Origin of the sequence: Bacillus timonensis, from assembly GCF_000285535.1 — a bacterium.
In the GTDB taxonomy this organism is placed as follows: domain Bacteria; phylum Bacillota; class Bacilli; order Bacillales; family Bacillaceae_L; genus Ferdinandcohnia; species Ferdinandcohnia timonensis.
The window spans coordinates 288728-304416 of the sequence record NZ_HE610988.1; the positions used below are offsets into that span (position 1 = coordinate 288728).

Genomic DNA, 15689 nt, shown 5'->3' on the forward strand with positions numbered 1-15689 from the left:
AGCTATCTGAGTGTGTCTTGTTATGCAATTTGATTATGCATAACAAGACATAATATTAGAAATAGCCCCATCTTCAACTAAGGCTTCTTTAATTTTTTCCACCATTTCAGTTGTTGAAATTGCTGTTTGTTGCGAATGTGCAACATCTGCTGTACGGTAACCAGCTTCCAATACCTCATCTACTGCTTTTTCTACTGCTTTTGCTTCTTCTTCTAATCCAAAGGATAAACGTAATAGCATTGCAGCAGATAAAATGGTTGCAATTGGATTTGCAATATCTTTACCAGCAATATCTGGGGCTGAACCATGAATTGGTTCAAAAAGACTCGGCCCATCCGTTGAAAGACTTGCTGATGGAAGCATACCTAATGATCCTGTTAGCATTGATGCTTCATCACTTAAAATATCTCCAAACATATTCTCAGTCACAACTACGTCAAATTGTCTAGGATTTCGAATCAGCTGCATTGCTGCATTGTCCACGAGCATGTGCTCTAATGTAACATCTGGATAAGAAACAGCGACTTCTTCAGCAACCTCTCTCCACATTCTACTAGATTCTAAAACATTTGCTTTATCTACAGAAGTGACTTTCTTTTTTCGTGACATAGCCATATCAAATGCTTTTTCAATAATTCGCGTCATTTCAGAACGTTTGTAGGAAAGAGTGTCAACTGCCGTCTCCTCTCCATCCTCAACCTTTCTTCCGCTTGGCTTTCCGAAATAAAGACCACCTGTAAGTTCCCTTACGATTACAAAATCTGCATCCTCAATCACTTCTTTTTTTAGTGGAGAAGCGTCTAGTAGGCTATTAAAACATGTTACTGGTCTAACATTGGCATATAAATTCAATTCTTTTCGAATTTGCAATAATCCTTTTTCAGGACGTAAGTGCGGAGGATTGGAGTCCCATTTGGGTCCTCCAACCGCCCCAAGCAATACCGCATCACTTTTTTTACATACCTCCAGTGTTTCCGCCGGAAGAGGAGTGCCTTCAGCGTCTATTGCTGCACCACCTATTAAAGCGTGTTGAAATGTAAACTCATGATTGTATTGTTCGGCAACAGCCTTCAACACTTCGATTGCCCCTTTAGTCACTTCTTTGCCTACACCATCACCACGAAGTACGGCAATACTTTTCTTCATTCTGACTCCTCCTCTTTTTTTCTTTTCACACTGAAAATAGTAGTTAATAAGGTTTACACTCCAACTTTTTCTAATATTTTCTTATTCTCTTTAACTGCTAAAAGCCTATTTACTGCATTCACATAAGCTCTCGCAGAAGCTTCTAACACGTCTTGGGCAGATCCTCTTCCACTGCTTTCAACATTCTCATGGTTAATTTTTACGAATACTTCTGCAAGTGCATCACGACCTGCGCCAACTGATTGGATTCTGTAATCATCTAAAGTGATTGAAATTCCAAAGCATCGCTCGAGGGTATTATAAATTGCCTCCACACTTCCTGACCCTGTTGCAGCCTCTTGGATTTGGTTGCCTTCGCGATCTGTTAAGGTAATGGTTGCAGTAGGAATTTGGTTTGTACCGTATTGTACTTGCAACGAAGTCAATTGATACATATCTTCAACATTAGCTACTTTTTCATCTACTAACAATGTCACCAAATCATCATCCGTGATTTCTTTCTTTTTATCCGCTAAATCTTTAAATAGCTTAAATACGCGATTAATTTCCCCGTCATCTAATGTATATCCTAATTCAACAATACGATTGCGGAATGCGTGTCTACCAGAATGCTTTCCAAGTACCATTGAATTCGATTTAACTCCAACTAATTCTGGAGTGATAATTTCATACGTCGTTTTTTCCTTAAGCACACCATCTTGGTGAATACCTGATTCATGTGCAAAAGCATTCTTGCCGATTACAGCTTTGTTTGATGGAACAATCATACCTGTTAATTTACTAACCAAATCACTTGTACGTTTGATTTCATCTAACTTTAAGCGTGTATTTGCTTGGTAGAAATCTTGACGAATATACAAAGCAACTGCCACTTCTTCAAGTGATGCATTACCTGCTCTTTCACCAATACCATTAATCGTTCCTTCTACCTGTAATGCCCCGTGCTCTACTGCTGATAATGAATTTGAAACTGCCATTCCAAGATCATCATGACAGTGAGTAGAAAGAATAACCTTGTCAATATTCGGCACGTTTTTTATTACATAAGTAAACATTTTTCCATATTCTTCGGGTGCGCCATAACCTACTGTATCTGGTAGATTAATAACATTTGCACCTGCATCAATCACTTCTTTAATGATTTTTGCTAAGAAATCTAATTCCGTTCGACTCGCATCCTCTGCGGACCACTGGATGATTGGAAAGAATTTTGATGCATATTTTACACTATCTACTGCCGATTGAATGACTTGTTCTTTAGTCTGTCTAAGCTTATATTTTCTATGAATTGGGGATGTAGCAATAAAGGTATGGAGACGCGGCTCCGCTCCACCCTTTAAAGCTTCCCAAGCAGCATCGATATCTCCTTGTACTGCTCTTGCTAATCCCGTTACAGAAACATTTTTGATGATTTCAGCAATTTGTTTAACTGACTGAAAGTCACCTTCAGAGGCAGCTGGAAACCCGGCCTCCATGACATCCACATTGAGTCGTTCCAGCTGCTTAGCAATTTCAAGTTTTTCGTGTAGATTTAAGTTAACTCCAGCAGACTGTTCTCCATCTCTTAATGTAGTGTCAAAAATATTAATTTTCCGCACGGGCACCCACCACTTCTTTCGCTTTTCTTTGCTTCACGAATGGCATCATTGCACGAAGCTTTTTACCAACGACTTCGATTTGATGTTCTGCTTCAATTTTGTTAATTGCGTTAAACTCTGGACGATTTGCTTGGTTTTCAAGGATCCAACCTTTAGCAAATTTACCTGTTTGGATATCTTTTAATACTTCTTTCATTTCTGCTTTTACACTATCAGTAACAATACGTGGTCCAGTTACGAAATCTCCCCACTGAGCAGTATCAGAGATTGAATATCTCATTCCTGCTAAACCTTCTTCGTACATTAAATCAACGATAAGTTTTAATTCATGTAAACACTCAAAGTATGCAACTTCTGGTTGGTATCCAGCTTCTACTAATGTTTCGAATCCTGCTTTAACTAATGCAGAAGTACCACCACATAAAACTGCCTGTTCACCGAATAGGTCTGTTTCAGTTTCTTCTTTGAATGTAGTTTCTAGTACACCCGCTCTAGCTGCACCAATTCCTTTTGCATATGCAAGAGCTACTTCTTTTGCATTTCCAGTTACGTCTTGCTCAATCGCAATTAGTGCTGGAACCCCTGCACCTTCTGTGAATGTACGGCGTACTAAGTGTCCTGGTCCTTTTGGAGCTACTAAGAAAACATCTACAAAGCTAGGTGGTACGATTTGACTAAAGTGAATGTTAAAACCATGTGCAAATACTAATGCATTTCCTGGCTGTAGTCCTGGCTCGATTTCTTCTTTATATACCTTTGGTTGATTTTCATCTGGAAGTAATACCATAATAACGTCCGCTTGCTCTGCTGCTTCACGAACTGAATATACTTGTAATCCGTCATTTTTTGCTTGTTCAAAAGACTTTCCTTGACGTAGACCAACAATTACATCAACGCCACTTTCACGTAAGTTAAGTGCATGAGCGTGTCCTTGTGAACCATAACCAATGATTGCAACCTTCTTATCTTGTAAAACTTGATCATTTACGTCTCCGTTATAATATACCTTTGTCATTTTAAAATCTCTCCCTTGTTAGAATTAAGTTATATATATTAATGTGATATAAAACCCTTAAACGATTGAAAAATTCTTGGAATTTGAAGCTGTTTTTTGGTTACCTCTTGTAAAAGCTGTTGTGCCTGTACGGGCTACTTCTTTGATGCCGTATGGCTTTAAGAGGTCAATTAATGCTTCTACTTTTTCAGATTCTCCTGTTACTTGAATAACTAAGCTTTCCTTACTTACATCAAGAATGGATGCGCGGAAAGGATCTATTAAACTATAAATTTCATTTCTATTTGATGGACTGGATGTTACTTTGATGAGAGCAAGCTCCCTAGCCACAATGGCTTGATTCGTAATATCCATGACCTTAATAACATCAATTTGTTTATTTAATTGTTTTGTAATTTGTTCAACAACAGTCTCCTCATCAAGATGAATCACAAATGTCATTCTTGAGAGCCCCTCCGTTTCGGAATGTCCCACTGTGATGCTTTCAATATTGTAATGACGTTTTGTTAGCAGGCCGGTGATTCGATTAAGTACACCTGCACGGTTATTTACTAATAATGTAATGATTCGTTTCACAGCTTAACACCTACCATTTCATGATGACCCTTTCCTGTAGCAACCATTGGATATACATTTTCGAAAGGTGTCACACTAAAGTCCATTAGAACAGGTCCCTCATATTCAAGTGCTTCTTTCAACACTTGTTCTGCTTCTTGGTCATTTGAAGCTTTCAATCCCTTAATTCCATATGCTTCAGCTAGTTTTACAAAGTTTGGTTGATTTGGAATCAACGAATGTGAGTATCTTTCTTTGTAGAAGAGTTGTTGCCATTGTCTTACCATTCCTAGAGCTCTGTTGTTAAGAATGATGATTTTGATTGGTAGATTTAATTCCTGGATGACTGAAAGTTCTTGAGAAGTCATCTGGAATCCACCATCTCCTAGGATAGAAACAACGGTTGACGATTTTTCTGCTAACTGTGCTCCAATACTTGATGGTAAACCGAAGCCCATTGTCCCAAGTCCACCTGAGGTTACCCAACGATTTGGCTTTGTAAACTGATAGTATTGTGCAGCCCACATTTGATGCTGGCCGACATCAGTCGTTACAATTGCTTCACCATTTGTGTATTGATAAATGAGTTCTATTAATTTTTGTGGCTTTAGTTCATCTTCTGATGGCTTATAAACTAATGGATATTCTTCCTTCCATCCAGCTAGTTTATCTCTCCATTCTTGCGAATCCCCTGGCTTACCATTTTGATGAACCAAGCTCTTAAGAACTTCTTTTGCATCCCCTACAACAGGAATTTTAGTCGGTACATTTTTTCCAATCTCTGCAGGGTCTATATCAATATGTGCGACAGTTGCATTTGGAGCAAAATGTTGTAAGTTTCCCGTTACCCTGTCATCGAATCTAGCTCCGATACTAATGAGTAGGTCACACTCATGCAACGCCATATTCGCTGAGTATGTACCATGCATTCCAGCCATTCCAAGATATAATGGATGGTCTGCTGGGAACCCGCCTAACCCTAAAAGTGTATGTGCTAAAGGGATATTTTGTTGTTCAACATACTCTTTTAATTCCTTAGCAGCTTTTGCAAATATGACCCCAGCACCTGCAAGAATAACAGGCTTTTTCGCTTGGCTCACTGCTTCAACTAGCTTTCGAATTTGCAAATGGTTTGGTTGAATTGTCGGTTGATAACCAGGTAAATGAATTTCTTGATCGTAATCAAATTCCGCTTCATGTGCTGTCATGTCTTTTGGAATATCAATTAATACAGGTCCCGGTCTTCCAGAAGTAGCGATATAAAATGCTTCTTTAATAATTTTTGGTAGGTCTTTAACATCCCTTACCTGGTAACTATGTTTTGTAATTGGCATTGTGATTCCAAGAATATCTGCTTCCTGGAAAGCATCCGAACCAATTACGGTTGAAGCAACCTGACCTGTAAATACAACAAGTGGAATTGAATCAATCATCGCGTCTGCTAATCCAGTGACAATATTTGTTGCACCCGGTCCAGAAGTTGCAATGACGACGCCTGGTTTACCTGAAATTCTCGCATATCCTTCTGCTGCATGTATGCCACCTTGCTCATGTCTAGATAAGACATGAAAAATACCGGAATCATATAAACTATCATAAATATTAAGTACAGCACCACCAGGATATCCAAAAATGACTTCTACGTTTTCCCTCTTTAATGCTTCAATCAGCATTTGGGAGCCATTCATTTTTGTAGAAGCTTTTGTTTGTTCTTCCACTTTTGCATTTACGCTCATTTTTCCTTACATCCCTTCCTTAATGTAAATAAATGTTTTTTAATCAAATACGCCTTGGCGTATTTGCGCCCGGTTTTAGGCCCACAGGAAGTGGGTCATAAAGACGTTGCCACGGGATGTGGCGTTCTTTGTCTTTGATCTTACAGCTCGAAAATGTTTCCTTTAAAAAATCATGGCATCCGCCGGAGGCTTTTTTCTTTAATAAGTCGGGGTTTGATCTTCGACTTATTAAAGAAAAAAATAAAATGCCAATCCACCCACTAGACCAATTTCTTGGTCGAAGGGGTGAAAAGGCATTTATGACTTTCCACGGTACCACCCTTGTTCACGATCAAAAATGATCGCCTCAAGAACAACATTAGTTGCTCATTTTGATAACGGGTGAGATTTACCAAACACCCGGTTAGCCCTACTTTAAAAGTCTTTCAAGCTAACACTCCGAGGTGAGTTCATCATACGGGATAACACCGGCTTCCACCATTACCGGCTCTCTGTAGATATCTGAACGTAAGATTACTTATCCTCTTCAACGTTTATGAATATTCAATATTTTCGAGCTACATCTCTATATGTTTTATGTTATCAGTAATACTTTAATGCCTAAAAACATAAACGCTTTACATCATTGAAAAATGGAGTTTAAAAAATAATCCAAATCCATGAACTTCCATCTTCTACAAGAGGATGGTCTGGTTATGTTAGGACTGTTCCTTTGATGTAATTTCGCTTATTTAATTTTCTGTTTTAATAGAAAATATTTTATATTAGAGCCTATATTACGCCCATTTTTAATCGTAGTCAACACTATTTTAAAGAATTGTTAGATTATTTTGATATGAAGAAAATCTGTATCCGCTTACAACTTTGGTGTAGAGCGGTTTTTAAATTAAAAGAATTTCTCGAAAAATTTGTGAACAGAAATAGGGCTTAGAAGAAGATTAGTCTGGAGATTTTTTTAAAGTGGCAAAGAGAAAAGGGAGAGCAGTAATTAAAATTATGATTTAGGCATATTTTTGAGAAAAAACAAAAAAACACTTCAATTCATTTCATGAAAAGAAGTGTTTGTGATTGATTATGTAATATGGCGTCCCAGGAGAGATTCGAACTCCCGACCGACGGCTTAGAAGGCCGTTGCTCTATCCTGCTGAGCTACTGGGACATATTATTTTTTATTGCTAACTCATTAGCGACATTTTTTATTATAGTCAGATAGGAATCAGATGTCAACACTTTTTAAAGAAAAATTTTCTAAAGGGAGTAAATTTTACTCCCTTCGCTATTATATCATAATTTTTCCTTTGTTGATAACTCGTCTAAAACGTTTCCTTCGCTGTCGAAAAATTTAACATTTGCTTGTTTGTCAACAATTTCTAATATAACATATGTTTTTTCCTTACGCATCCTAGGAAGACGAAAACTTCCTGGATTAATAAATAACACATTTTCAATCATTTCTGCACCTGCGATATGTGAGTGCCCGAAACACACTATGGATGCCCCAACTTCTTGTGCACGGTATGTAAGGTTCATTAATGACATCTTCACATTATATAAATGACCATGAGTCAAATACACCTTTGCCCCATTTAAAAGTACAAGCATATCGTTCGGGTAGTTAGAGTCAAAATCACAATTACCCCTAACAGCTGAAAATCCTCTCATTTCTTCGGATTGAGAGGATAGTTCCGAATCCCCTAGATGTAACATAAATTCGACCTCATCTTTATGTCGATCCTTAATCTCGATTAATTCTTTTGTTAACCCATGACTGTCACTGATAATTAATACTTTCATCTTTGAAACTCCTTACGTTCCTCCAAAAGCTTGTCCATCTTTCTAAGCGCAACCCCTCGATGACTAATTTGATTTTTCTCATCTTTGGATAACTCAGCCATTGTTTTACCTATTTCAGGTACAAAAAAAATAGGGTCATAACCAAATCCATTTTCCCCAACAGGCTTTGCTGTAATAATTCCTTCACAAGTTCCCTCAACGATTTGTGTTTTCTCTCCCGGAATTGCCAGAGCTAATGCACAATGGAATTTGGCAGTTCTTTGTTCATCCGGAACTCCTTGTAGCTCGTTTAAAACCTTATTGAGGTTATCAAAATCATTTTTATGTTCCCCTGCATACCTTGCAGAATAGACACCGGGCCTACCATCAAGATAATCAATTGCTAGACCTGAGTCATCTGAGATAACGGGGATGTTAAGCTTTTTAGCAATTGCCTCAGCTTTTATTTGCGCGTTTTCTGCAAAAGTTGAACCTGTTTCTTCTATATCCTCTATATTTGGAAAGTCTAGTAAGGATTTAACATCGATACCTTTGCTAGCGAATAAATCTCTAAATTCTTTTACTTTGCCTCTGTTTTTGGTAGCTATCATGATTTCTTTCATACTAGGAGTCCTTCTTTCCAATTAAATTTGCTAATTCACCTAAAGCGTCTTTCTGCACCTGAATCAACTCATTAATTCCTGCTTCGGCTAATTCTAATAAAGTTTGCAACTGATTGCGAGTGAATGTAGATTCCTCACCAGTACCTTGGAGTTCCACAAACTCACCCTTACCGGTCATTACAATATTCATATCTACATTTGCAGCTGAATCTTCTATGTAATTTAAATCAAGAATTTCCCCTATTTCGGGATCAACCCCAACCGAAATAGCCGCTAAAAAGTCTGTGATTGGAAATGAACTCATTTTTTTATCTTGATAGATTTTATTTACAGCAAGTACCATTGCAACAAAAGCACCCGTAATTGATGCTGTTCTAGTTCCACCATCAGCCTGAATGACATCACAATCAATCCAAATTGTTTTTTCACCAAGCTGCTCGAGATTAACAACCGATCTTAAAGCGCGACCAATAAGTCGTTGAATCTCCATCGTTCTACCAGAAATCTTTCCCTTGGACGATTCACGAATATTACGCTGTTCAGTTGCCCTTGGGAGCATCGAGTATTCTGCGGTAATCCATCCCTTCCCGGAACCACGCATAAATGGAGGCACTCTGTCATCAATGCTTGCATTACAAATTACTCTCGTGTCTCCCACAGTAATTAAAACGGACCCCTCAGGATGCTTGATATAATTCAGTTCAAACTGAATCGGTCGCAACTGATTATGTATTCTTCCATCAACTCTCAAAAACTAAAAACCCCCTGTCTGTCAGTAAAAAGCGGGCTTTTCCACCCAACATTCCATTATATAGTATAGCAAAATTTTTCTTTTCTATCGTAGTCCATAAGAAAAAGGATGAGAACAATGTCCCATCCTACACTTATTAGAAGCTACCTGTATTCACATTCGCGGGACGAGTTACTGGTTTCGACAATGATTTGCCATCTTCAGTAACCACATCTTCACTACCATTCACTGTGATAGCAACACTTTTTACTTCTGGCTGTTCAGTTAAAGATAATACCAACGAGTTAATGACATGCTTAGAAATCATTTTCTCATTAAAGGCTCCATAAATAGCTTCATTAAAGTCAAGAGTCACGTTCCCATCTTCCATTTTTGCCCCTAATAGTTTTACATCTTGGTGAATTTCACTAATTAAATCTGAAGTCATGTTAGGTCCATCGATTAGCGCATTTACCACTGCCGAAACCTTGTCATCACCTGTATTCTCAATACGCTTTGTTACTGGTACATAGTATTCACCTTCATCATTTTGCACAAAGAAATAAAGAGTTACCGGACGGCTATTTGTTATGTCAACAACCCCACTGTTATCAATATTTATCCCATCTGCTCTACTTAAATCATCTGGAATTGGAGTGCTGTTCACCGGCATTTCATCTAGTGGATAACCATTTACACTGATTACAACGTTATTCACATTATCAAATTGCGTTAAAGTCCAAGTAATCGCTTGTAAAACTTTCGCTTCGTCTTCCTCATTATAGGTGCCAAATTCCTTCGAGAAGTCGGCTGTAATCGTTCCATCCTCTAATTTCACATCCACAACAGTATCCTGTGGTATTACTGCTCTGAATCCATCTGGTAATATTTCATTTACTGGACCACCTGCTACAAGATGTTCAAGAACTTGTCTTGCTGGTGAATCTGTATTTGGAAGGTCAACAGTATACGGCACTACTAAACCATTTTCATCAATTAAGTATAAGTCTCGTTTCACTGTTTCAGTAGTAGCTTCCTCTTGATCAGTAGCATCAGTAGCATCAGTTGCTTGATTTTCCCCCTTTGCTACCGTCTCATCCACCGCTTCGTTTTGAGGTGGATCCATTTGTTTCACTTCTTCCTTCCCACCTAATAAGCCACATCCTGATAGTAATACGGTTGAGGTAACGACTGTTGCAGCTATTGTAGATTTAGTTATTTTACGCATTCTTTTCCCTCCTAAGGCAGTTTGTACTACTATGTATACGAGCCCTATTTTCAAATTAGACCGCTTTTTCGAGAAAAAATGGACAAAATGTTTTTGCCTTTAGAGGGTACTAGTTTGTGATACTAGATTGGAAGAAATAATAAACATTCATTCGTATTTAATACGAGACCAACAAAAAAAGCCCCATGCCGGGACTTTCCTTTTTCTATAATTTCACCGATTTTACGTTATCAACAGGTTCTTCAAACCAGGTGGTGGCAATTTTTTGGAAGATTTCTTTTTCTCCTGTTGTGAGAAACAAATGATTCTTTTTCGTTGCTGTCTTATTTAATAATCCACTATAAAACAATACAGTACTGACTTCACGGGCGGTTTCGGCACCAGAGTCGATGAGCTTAATGCCATCTCCTAGATAAGCCTGAATCGTTTCACGAAGAAGTGGGTAATGGGTACACCCAAGAATTAAGGTGTCAATTTCTTTTCCCTGTAATACCTCTAGTGATTCAGCTACAATTTGTTTAGCTTGAGGGCCAACAAACTCCCCTGCTTCAACGATTGGAACAAATCGAGGGCATGCAAGACTTTCAACATTGATATCTCGATTAATTGATTTTAATGCGTCTACGTAGGCACCACTTTGAATTGTGTTGACGGTGCCAATAACACCAATATACTGATTTTTTGTAACCTTTAGGGCGGTTCTAGCACCAGGGTAGACCACACCGATAACCGGGATTGAAAGCTCTGCTTGGATTTCATCCAACACTAAGGCAGTAGCCGTATTGCATGCGATAACAAGCATTTTAATTTCATGTGACAATAAATAGTTCGTCAGCTCCCATGTAAACTGACGAACCTCCTCTTTAGGTCTTGGCCCATAAGGACATCTAGCATTATCACCTAAGTATATAATTTCTTCGTTTGGTAATTGTCTAATTATTTCCCGAGCAACGGTTAAACCGCCAACCCCTGAATCAATAATTCCGATTGGTCTTCTCAAAAGATTCGCCTCATTCTACTCGCATTTCTTGATGTAATTTCCGTAAACTTTTCTCTAATTGGATGACTTCGTCGTCGGAGAAATTTTCCATAATTTCAAGTAAGTAATCCTGTCTTTTCTTGATTACTTCCTCAATGATACGTTCTCCTTCTTCCAATAAATGAATTCGTACAACACGACGATCTTTTGGGTCTTTTACACGCATGACAAGCATATTTTTTTCCATTCGATCTACAAGGTCGGTTGTCGTACTACAAGCTAAATACATTTTATTTGATAATTCACCAATTGTCATGTCTCCATTTTCAAGTAACCATTGGAGGGCAATAAATTGTGGTGTTGTAATTGTAAAGTTACTTAAAATTTCACGTCCTTTTTGTTTAAGTAAGCCTGAAATAAAACGAAGTGATTTTTCAATGTCTGCTATTACTTGGTAGTCTTTTGTTTCATTGCTCTCTTGAACTGTCATTACATCCTCTCCTAGTCAAATTTTTAGTGTGAAATCCAACTGCTTTCTTTGTTTTATCGTTAGTGAATATATGTTTTATTCAGGAGCTATTTCGTTATTTTATAAAAAAATATATTATTCTTATTTTCTACTTTTTTAGCCTAAAAAGCAAGCTCAATAAAACGGTTTTCTAAATAAGTAACCGGCTACCTTACTTAAGTAAAGTGTAGCCGGTTATACTTAAAGTTCAAGTTCTCCCATACGAAGGAGCTCTACAACTGCTTGAGAACGCCCCTTTACTCCCAGCTTCTGCATCGCATTCGATATGTGGTTACGAACTGTTTTTTCGCTAATGAATAACTCACTTGCGATATCTTTCGTTGTTTTGTCTTGAACTAGTAATTCAAAAACTTCTCTCTCTCTCTTTGTTAGTAGCGGTTTTGGTTGAAACTCTTTCTCCTTCAAGTATTGTAACCCTCCTTGCTAAGGTTCGAGCTGAACTACTGGATGGGTATATATTTAGTCACCATATAGTATGAGAAGGAGAGTGTTGCTGTGACTGTTAAAAGGTTGATATGTAGACTTTTTTGCGTCCATTTTTAATGTTTTGGAATATTGGTTTTTCTTTACTCATAAACTATAGGTTAGGTGCCTTTATCATTTGCTTCATCTCTTCAGACCATGGCTCCCCTTTTCCTGTTCGCTTTGACATTTGCACAAGTATACTCCTACCGACAAAACAAATAGATCCATTTTTGTCTTTCGCCATATAATGGATGTCCATCGAGGAATTACCAAGCTGATTAATTTTCACATACAGCTTAAGCTGTTCTCCGTAAAAGACTTGTTTCAAATAATCACATTGTTGGCTTGCAACAACTGGTATCGTCTCACTTGATTTGTCAGTCCATTTTTGCATAACGCCTAGATGATTAAAATATTGAATTCTTGCTTCCTCAAAGTAAGTTATGGGTACGGTGTTATTTAAATGTCCAAACATGTCTATTTCGGAAAAGCGTACTTGAATCGGAAAATAAAAATCAAATGTATTCTCCCATGTCTTAACATCCTCGATATACGTAATGTGTTTCATTCCAATAGCTCCCTTACATAAGATTATTCAGATTACCATTAAGTGGTGCCTTATTCTATTCGTGAAAAGTTTATCTTTTCTTAAATCACCAATAGTGAACGCGCTACCAAAAATCCTTCTCGTAAAAAAGCACTCCTCCATTTACATGAAGGAGTGCTTATCGCTTCTCTATTAGACTTGGTCACTACCAAACATATTTCTGAATGCTTGGATTGAAGTATCTCTGTTTAAAGCTGCAATTGAAGTTGTGAGTGGGATACCTTTTGGACAAGACTGCACACAGTTTTGTGAGTTACCACAGTTCGCAAGTCCTCCGTCTCCCATAATTGTTTCTAAACGTTCTGCTTTATTCATCGCACCAGTTGGATGAGCGTTAAATAAACGAACTTGTGATAATGGAGCAGGTCCAATGAATTCAGATTTACTGTTTACATTCGGACATGCTTCTAAACATACACCACATGTCATACATTTTGATAATTCGTATGCCCATTGACGCTTTTTCTCTGGCATACGAGGTCCTGGACCCAAATCATACGTACCATCGATTGGAATCCAAGCTTTTACTTTTTTCAATGAATCAAACATCCTACTACGATCAATTTGTAGGTCACGTACAACAGGGAATGTTCTCATTGGTTCAAGTTTAATCGGTTGTTCAAGTTGATCAATAAGAGCTGAACATGATTGACGTGGTTTACCATTAATAACCATTGAACACGCACCACAAACCTCTTCTAAACAGTTCATATCCCAAGTTATCGGGGCAACTTTATTCCCATTAATATCTACCGGATTACGACGAAATTCCATTAAAGCCGAAATTACGTTCATATTCTTACGGTATGGTACCTTAAATTTTATTACATATGGATCAGAGTCTGGAGTATCCTGACGAGTTACATGAAATTCAACTGTTTTTTCACTCATCTTAATTTTCCTCCTTCTTCTTCGTATAGTCACGTTTACGTGGCGCAATTAATGAAGTATCTACTTCTTCATAATGGAAAGCAGGTGCAGTATTCTTTCCAGTAAACTTAGCCATCGTTGTTTTTAAGAAGTCCTCGTCATTACGATCAGGGAAATCAGGCTTATAGTGTGCTCCACGGCTTTCATTACGGTTATATGCACCAATTGTAATTACACGCGCAAGCTGAAGCATATTTTGCAATTGACGAGTAAATGTAGCACCTTGGTTGCTCCATTTAGATGTGTCATTGATATTAATGTTTTGGTAACGTTCCAATAGCTCTTGAATTTTTTCATCTGTCTTTAATAATTTGTCGTTGTATCGAACTACGGTAACATTATCAGTCATCCATTCACCAAGTTCTTTGTGAAGGATATATGCATTTTCAGTACCATCCATTGACATAATGTTATCCCATTTTTCTTGTTCTTGTTTTACATGGCTATCATAAACAGTCGAAGAAATGGAATCAGAGCTTTTCTTAAGTCCTTGGATATATTTAGCAGCGTTTGGACCAGCTACCATACCACCGTAGATTGCTGATAATAATGAGTTTGCACCTAAGCGGTTAGCACCGTGCTGTGAAAAATCACACTCTCCCGCAGCAAATAATCCTGGGATATTTGTTTGTTGATGATCATCAACCCATAAACCACCCATTGAGTAGTGAACAGCAGGGAAGATTTTCATTGGAACTTTACGTGGATCTTCACCCATGAATTTTTCATAGATTTCGATAATTCCACCTAGTTTAATATCTAGTTCTTTAGGATCTTTATGAGAAAGATCTAGATAAACCATGTTTTCACCATTAATACCCAGCTTCATATCAACACACACATGGAAAATTTCACGTGTTGCAATATCACGTGGAACTAAGTTACCGTATGCAGGATATTTTTCTTCCAAGAAATACCAAGGTTTACCATCTTTGTATGTCCATACTCGTCCACCTTCACCACGTGCAGATTCGCTCATTAGGCGAAGCTTGTCATCACCAGGAATGGCTGTTGGATGGATTTGAATGAATTCACCGTTTGCATAATATGCTCCTTGTTGGTACACGATTGATGCAGCAGATCCAGTATTGATAACTGAGTTTGTTGTCTTACCAAAGATGATTCCAGGTCCACCAGATGCCATAATAACAGCATCAGCAGGGAATGATTTAATTTCCATTGAATGAAGGTTTTGAGCTACAATACCACGACAAATTCCTTCATCGTCTTGTACGATCCCTAAGAATTCCCAACCTTCGTATTTTGTAACTAGTCCTGCAACTTCATGACGGCGAACCTGTTCATCTAATGCATAAAGTAATTGCTGACCAGTTGTGGCACCTGCAAATGCTGTACGGTGGTGTTGAGTTCCCCCGAAACGTCGGAAATCTAGTAAACCTTCTGGTGTACGGTTGAACATTACTCCCATACGGTCCATTAAGTGAATAATACCAGGTGCCGCTTCACACATAGCCTTAACTGGCTTTTGGTTTGCTAAAAAGTCTCCACCATATACTGTATCGTCAAAGTGGATCCATGGAGAATCCCCTTCACCCTTTGTATTAACCGCACCGTTAATCCCACCTTGTGCACAAACAGAGTGAGACCGTTTTACAGGTACGAGTGAAAATAAATCAACTTGTGTTCCTTCTTCAGCAGCTTTGATGGTTGCCATTAAACCAGCTAGCCCACCACCAACTACGATAATTTTTCCTTGACTCAAAGTAACTCACTCCCCAATAAAGAGATCGTTCAACCTGTGTAAAGATTGTGAA

15 protein-coding genes, 1 tRNA gene and 1 other annotated feature are annotated in these 15689 nt (G+C 38.1%); all 16 genes read right to left on the bottom strand.

Annotation, left to right across the window (positions count from 1 at the left end):
• Nucleotides 1-33: 33 nt before the first annotated feature.
• Nucleotides 34-1146, bottom strand: a complete 1113-nt coding sequence (gene leuB / locus BTHG_RS19015) for a 3-isopropylmalate dehydrogenase (RefSeq protein WP_010678330.1) — start codon at nucleotides 1144-1146, stop codon at nucleotides 34-36.
• Nucleotides 1147-1199: 53 nt separating this feature from the next.
• On the bottom strand, nucleotides 1200-2744 hold the full coding sequence (locus BTHG_RS19020) for a 2-isopropylmalate synthase (RefSeq protein ID WP_010678331.1): 1545 nt from the start codon (nucleotides 2742-2744) through the stop codon (nucleotides 1200-1202).
• Nucleotides 2731-3759, bottom strand: a complete 1029-nt coding sequence (gene ilvC, locus BTHG_RS19025; protein WP_010678332.1) for a ketol-acid reductoisomerase — start codon at nucleotides 3757-3759, stop codon at nucleotides 2731-2733. The genes BTHG_RS19020 and ilvC overlap by 14 nt, the downstream gene beginning before the upstream one ends.
• Before the next feature lie 57 nt (nucleotides 3760-3816).
• Nucleotides 3817-4335: an acetolactate synthase small subunit gene (gene ilvN / locus BTHG_RS19030; RefSeq protein ID WP_010678333.1), complete on the bottom strand. Its 519-nt coding sequence runs from the start codon at nucleotides 4333-4335 to the stop codon at nucleotides 3817-3819.
• Nucleotides 4332-6050 (bottom strand): acetolactate synthase large subunit, encoded by a 1719-nt coding sequence (gene ilvB, locus BTHG_RS19035; RefSeq protein ID WP_010678334.1) that lies wholly within the window; start codon nucleotides 6048-6050, stop codon nucleotides 4332-4334. Before ilvB ends, ilvN begins: the two co-directional genes overlap by 4 nt.
• 278 nt (nucleotides 6051-6328) lie before the next feature.
• Nucleotides 6329-6589, bottom strand: a binding site (T-box leader).
• Between the two features lie 543 nt (nucleotides 6590-7132).
• A tRNA-Arg gene (locus tag BTHG_RS19045) sits at nucleotides 7133-7209 on the bottom strand.
• Between the two features lie 125 nt (nucleotides 7210-7334).
• Nucleotides 7335-7844, bottom strand: coding sequence for a metallophosphoesterase family protein (locus tag BTHG_RS19050; RefSeq protein ID WP_010678336.1), 510 nt, complete (start codon nucleotides 7842-7844; stop codon nucleotides 7335-7337).
• Nucleotides 7841-8446, bottom strand: a complete 606-nt coding sequence (locus tag BTHG_RS19055; protein WP_010678337.1) for an XTP/dITP diphosphatase — start codon at nucleotides 8444-8446, stop codon at nucleotides 7841-7843. The genes BTHG_RS19050 and BTHG_RS19055 overlap by 4 nt, the downstream gene beginning before the upstream one ends.
• 1 nt (nucleotide 8447) lies before the next feature.
• Nucleotides 8448-9197, bottom strand: a complete 750-nt coding sequence (gene rph / locus BTHG_RS19060; protein ID WP_010678338.1) for a ribonuclease PH — start codon at nucleotides 9195-9197, stop codon at nucleotides 8448-8450.
• Nucleotides 9198-9333: 136 nt separating this feature from the next.
• Nucleotides 9334-10404, bottom strand: a complete 1071-nt coding sequence (locus BTHG_RS19065; RefSeq protein ID WP_010678339.1) for a GerMN domain-containing protein — start codon at nucleotides 10402-10404, stop codon at nucleotides 9334-9336.
• A gap of 205 nt (nucleotides 10405-10609) precedes the next feature.
• Nucleotides 10610-11404 (bottom strand): glutamate racemase, encoded by a 795-nt coding sequence (racE, locus tag BTHG_RS19070; RefSeq protein WP_010678340.1) that lies wholly within the window; start codon nucleotides 11402-11404, stop codon nucleotides 10610-10612.
• Nucleotides 11405-11414: 10 nt separating this feature from the next.
• Entirely contained in the window at nucleotides 11415-11873 is a 459-nt protein-coding gene (locus BTHG_RS19075; protein ID WP_010678341.1) for a MarR family winged helix-turn-helix transcriptional regulator, read from the bottom strand.
• 219 nt (nucleotides 11874-12092) lie between these two features.
• Complete coding sequence (gene gerE / locus BTHG_RS19080; RefSeq protein ID WP_010678342.1) at nucleotides 12093-12317, bottom strand: spore germination transcription factor GerE; 225 nt, start codon at nucleotides 12315-12317, stop codon at nucleotides 12093-12095.
• 172 nt (nucleotides 12318-12489) lie between these two features.
• Nucleotides 12490-12945, bottom strand: coding sequence for an acyl-CoA thioesterase (locus BTHG_RS19085; protein ID WP_010678343.1), 456 nt, complete (start codon nucleotides 12943-12945; stop codon nucleotides 12490-12492).
• A gap of 171 nt (nucleotides 12946-13116) precedes the next feature.
• Complete coding sequence (gene sdhB, locus BTHG_RS19090; protein WP_010678344.1) at nucleotides 13117-13875, bottom strand: succinate dehydrogenase iron-sulfur subunit; 759 nt, start codon at nucleotides 13873-13875, stop codon at nucleotides 13117-13119.
• A 1-nt stretch (nucleotide 13876) separates the two neighbouring features.
• A complete protein-coding gene (gene sdhA, locus BTHG_RS19095) occupies nucleotides 13877-15637 on the bottom strand; it encodes a succinate dehydrogenase flavoprotein subunit (protein ID WP_010678345.1) in 1761 nt (586 codons plus the stop codon).
• Nucleotides 15638-15689 lie beyond the last annotated feature (52 nt).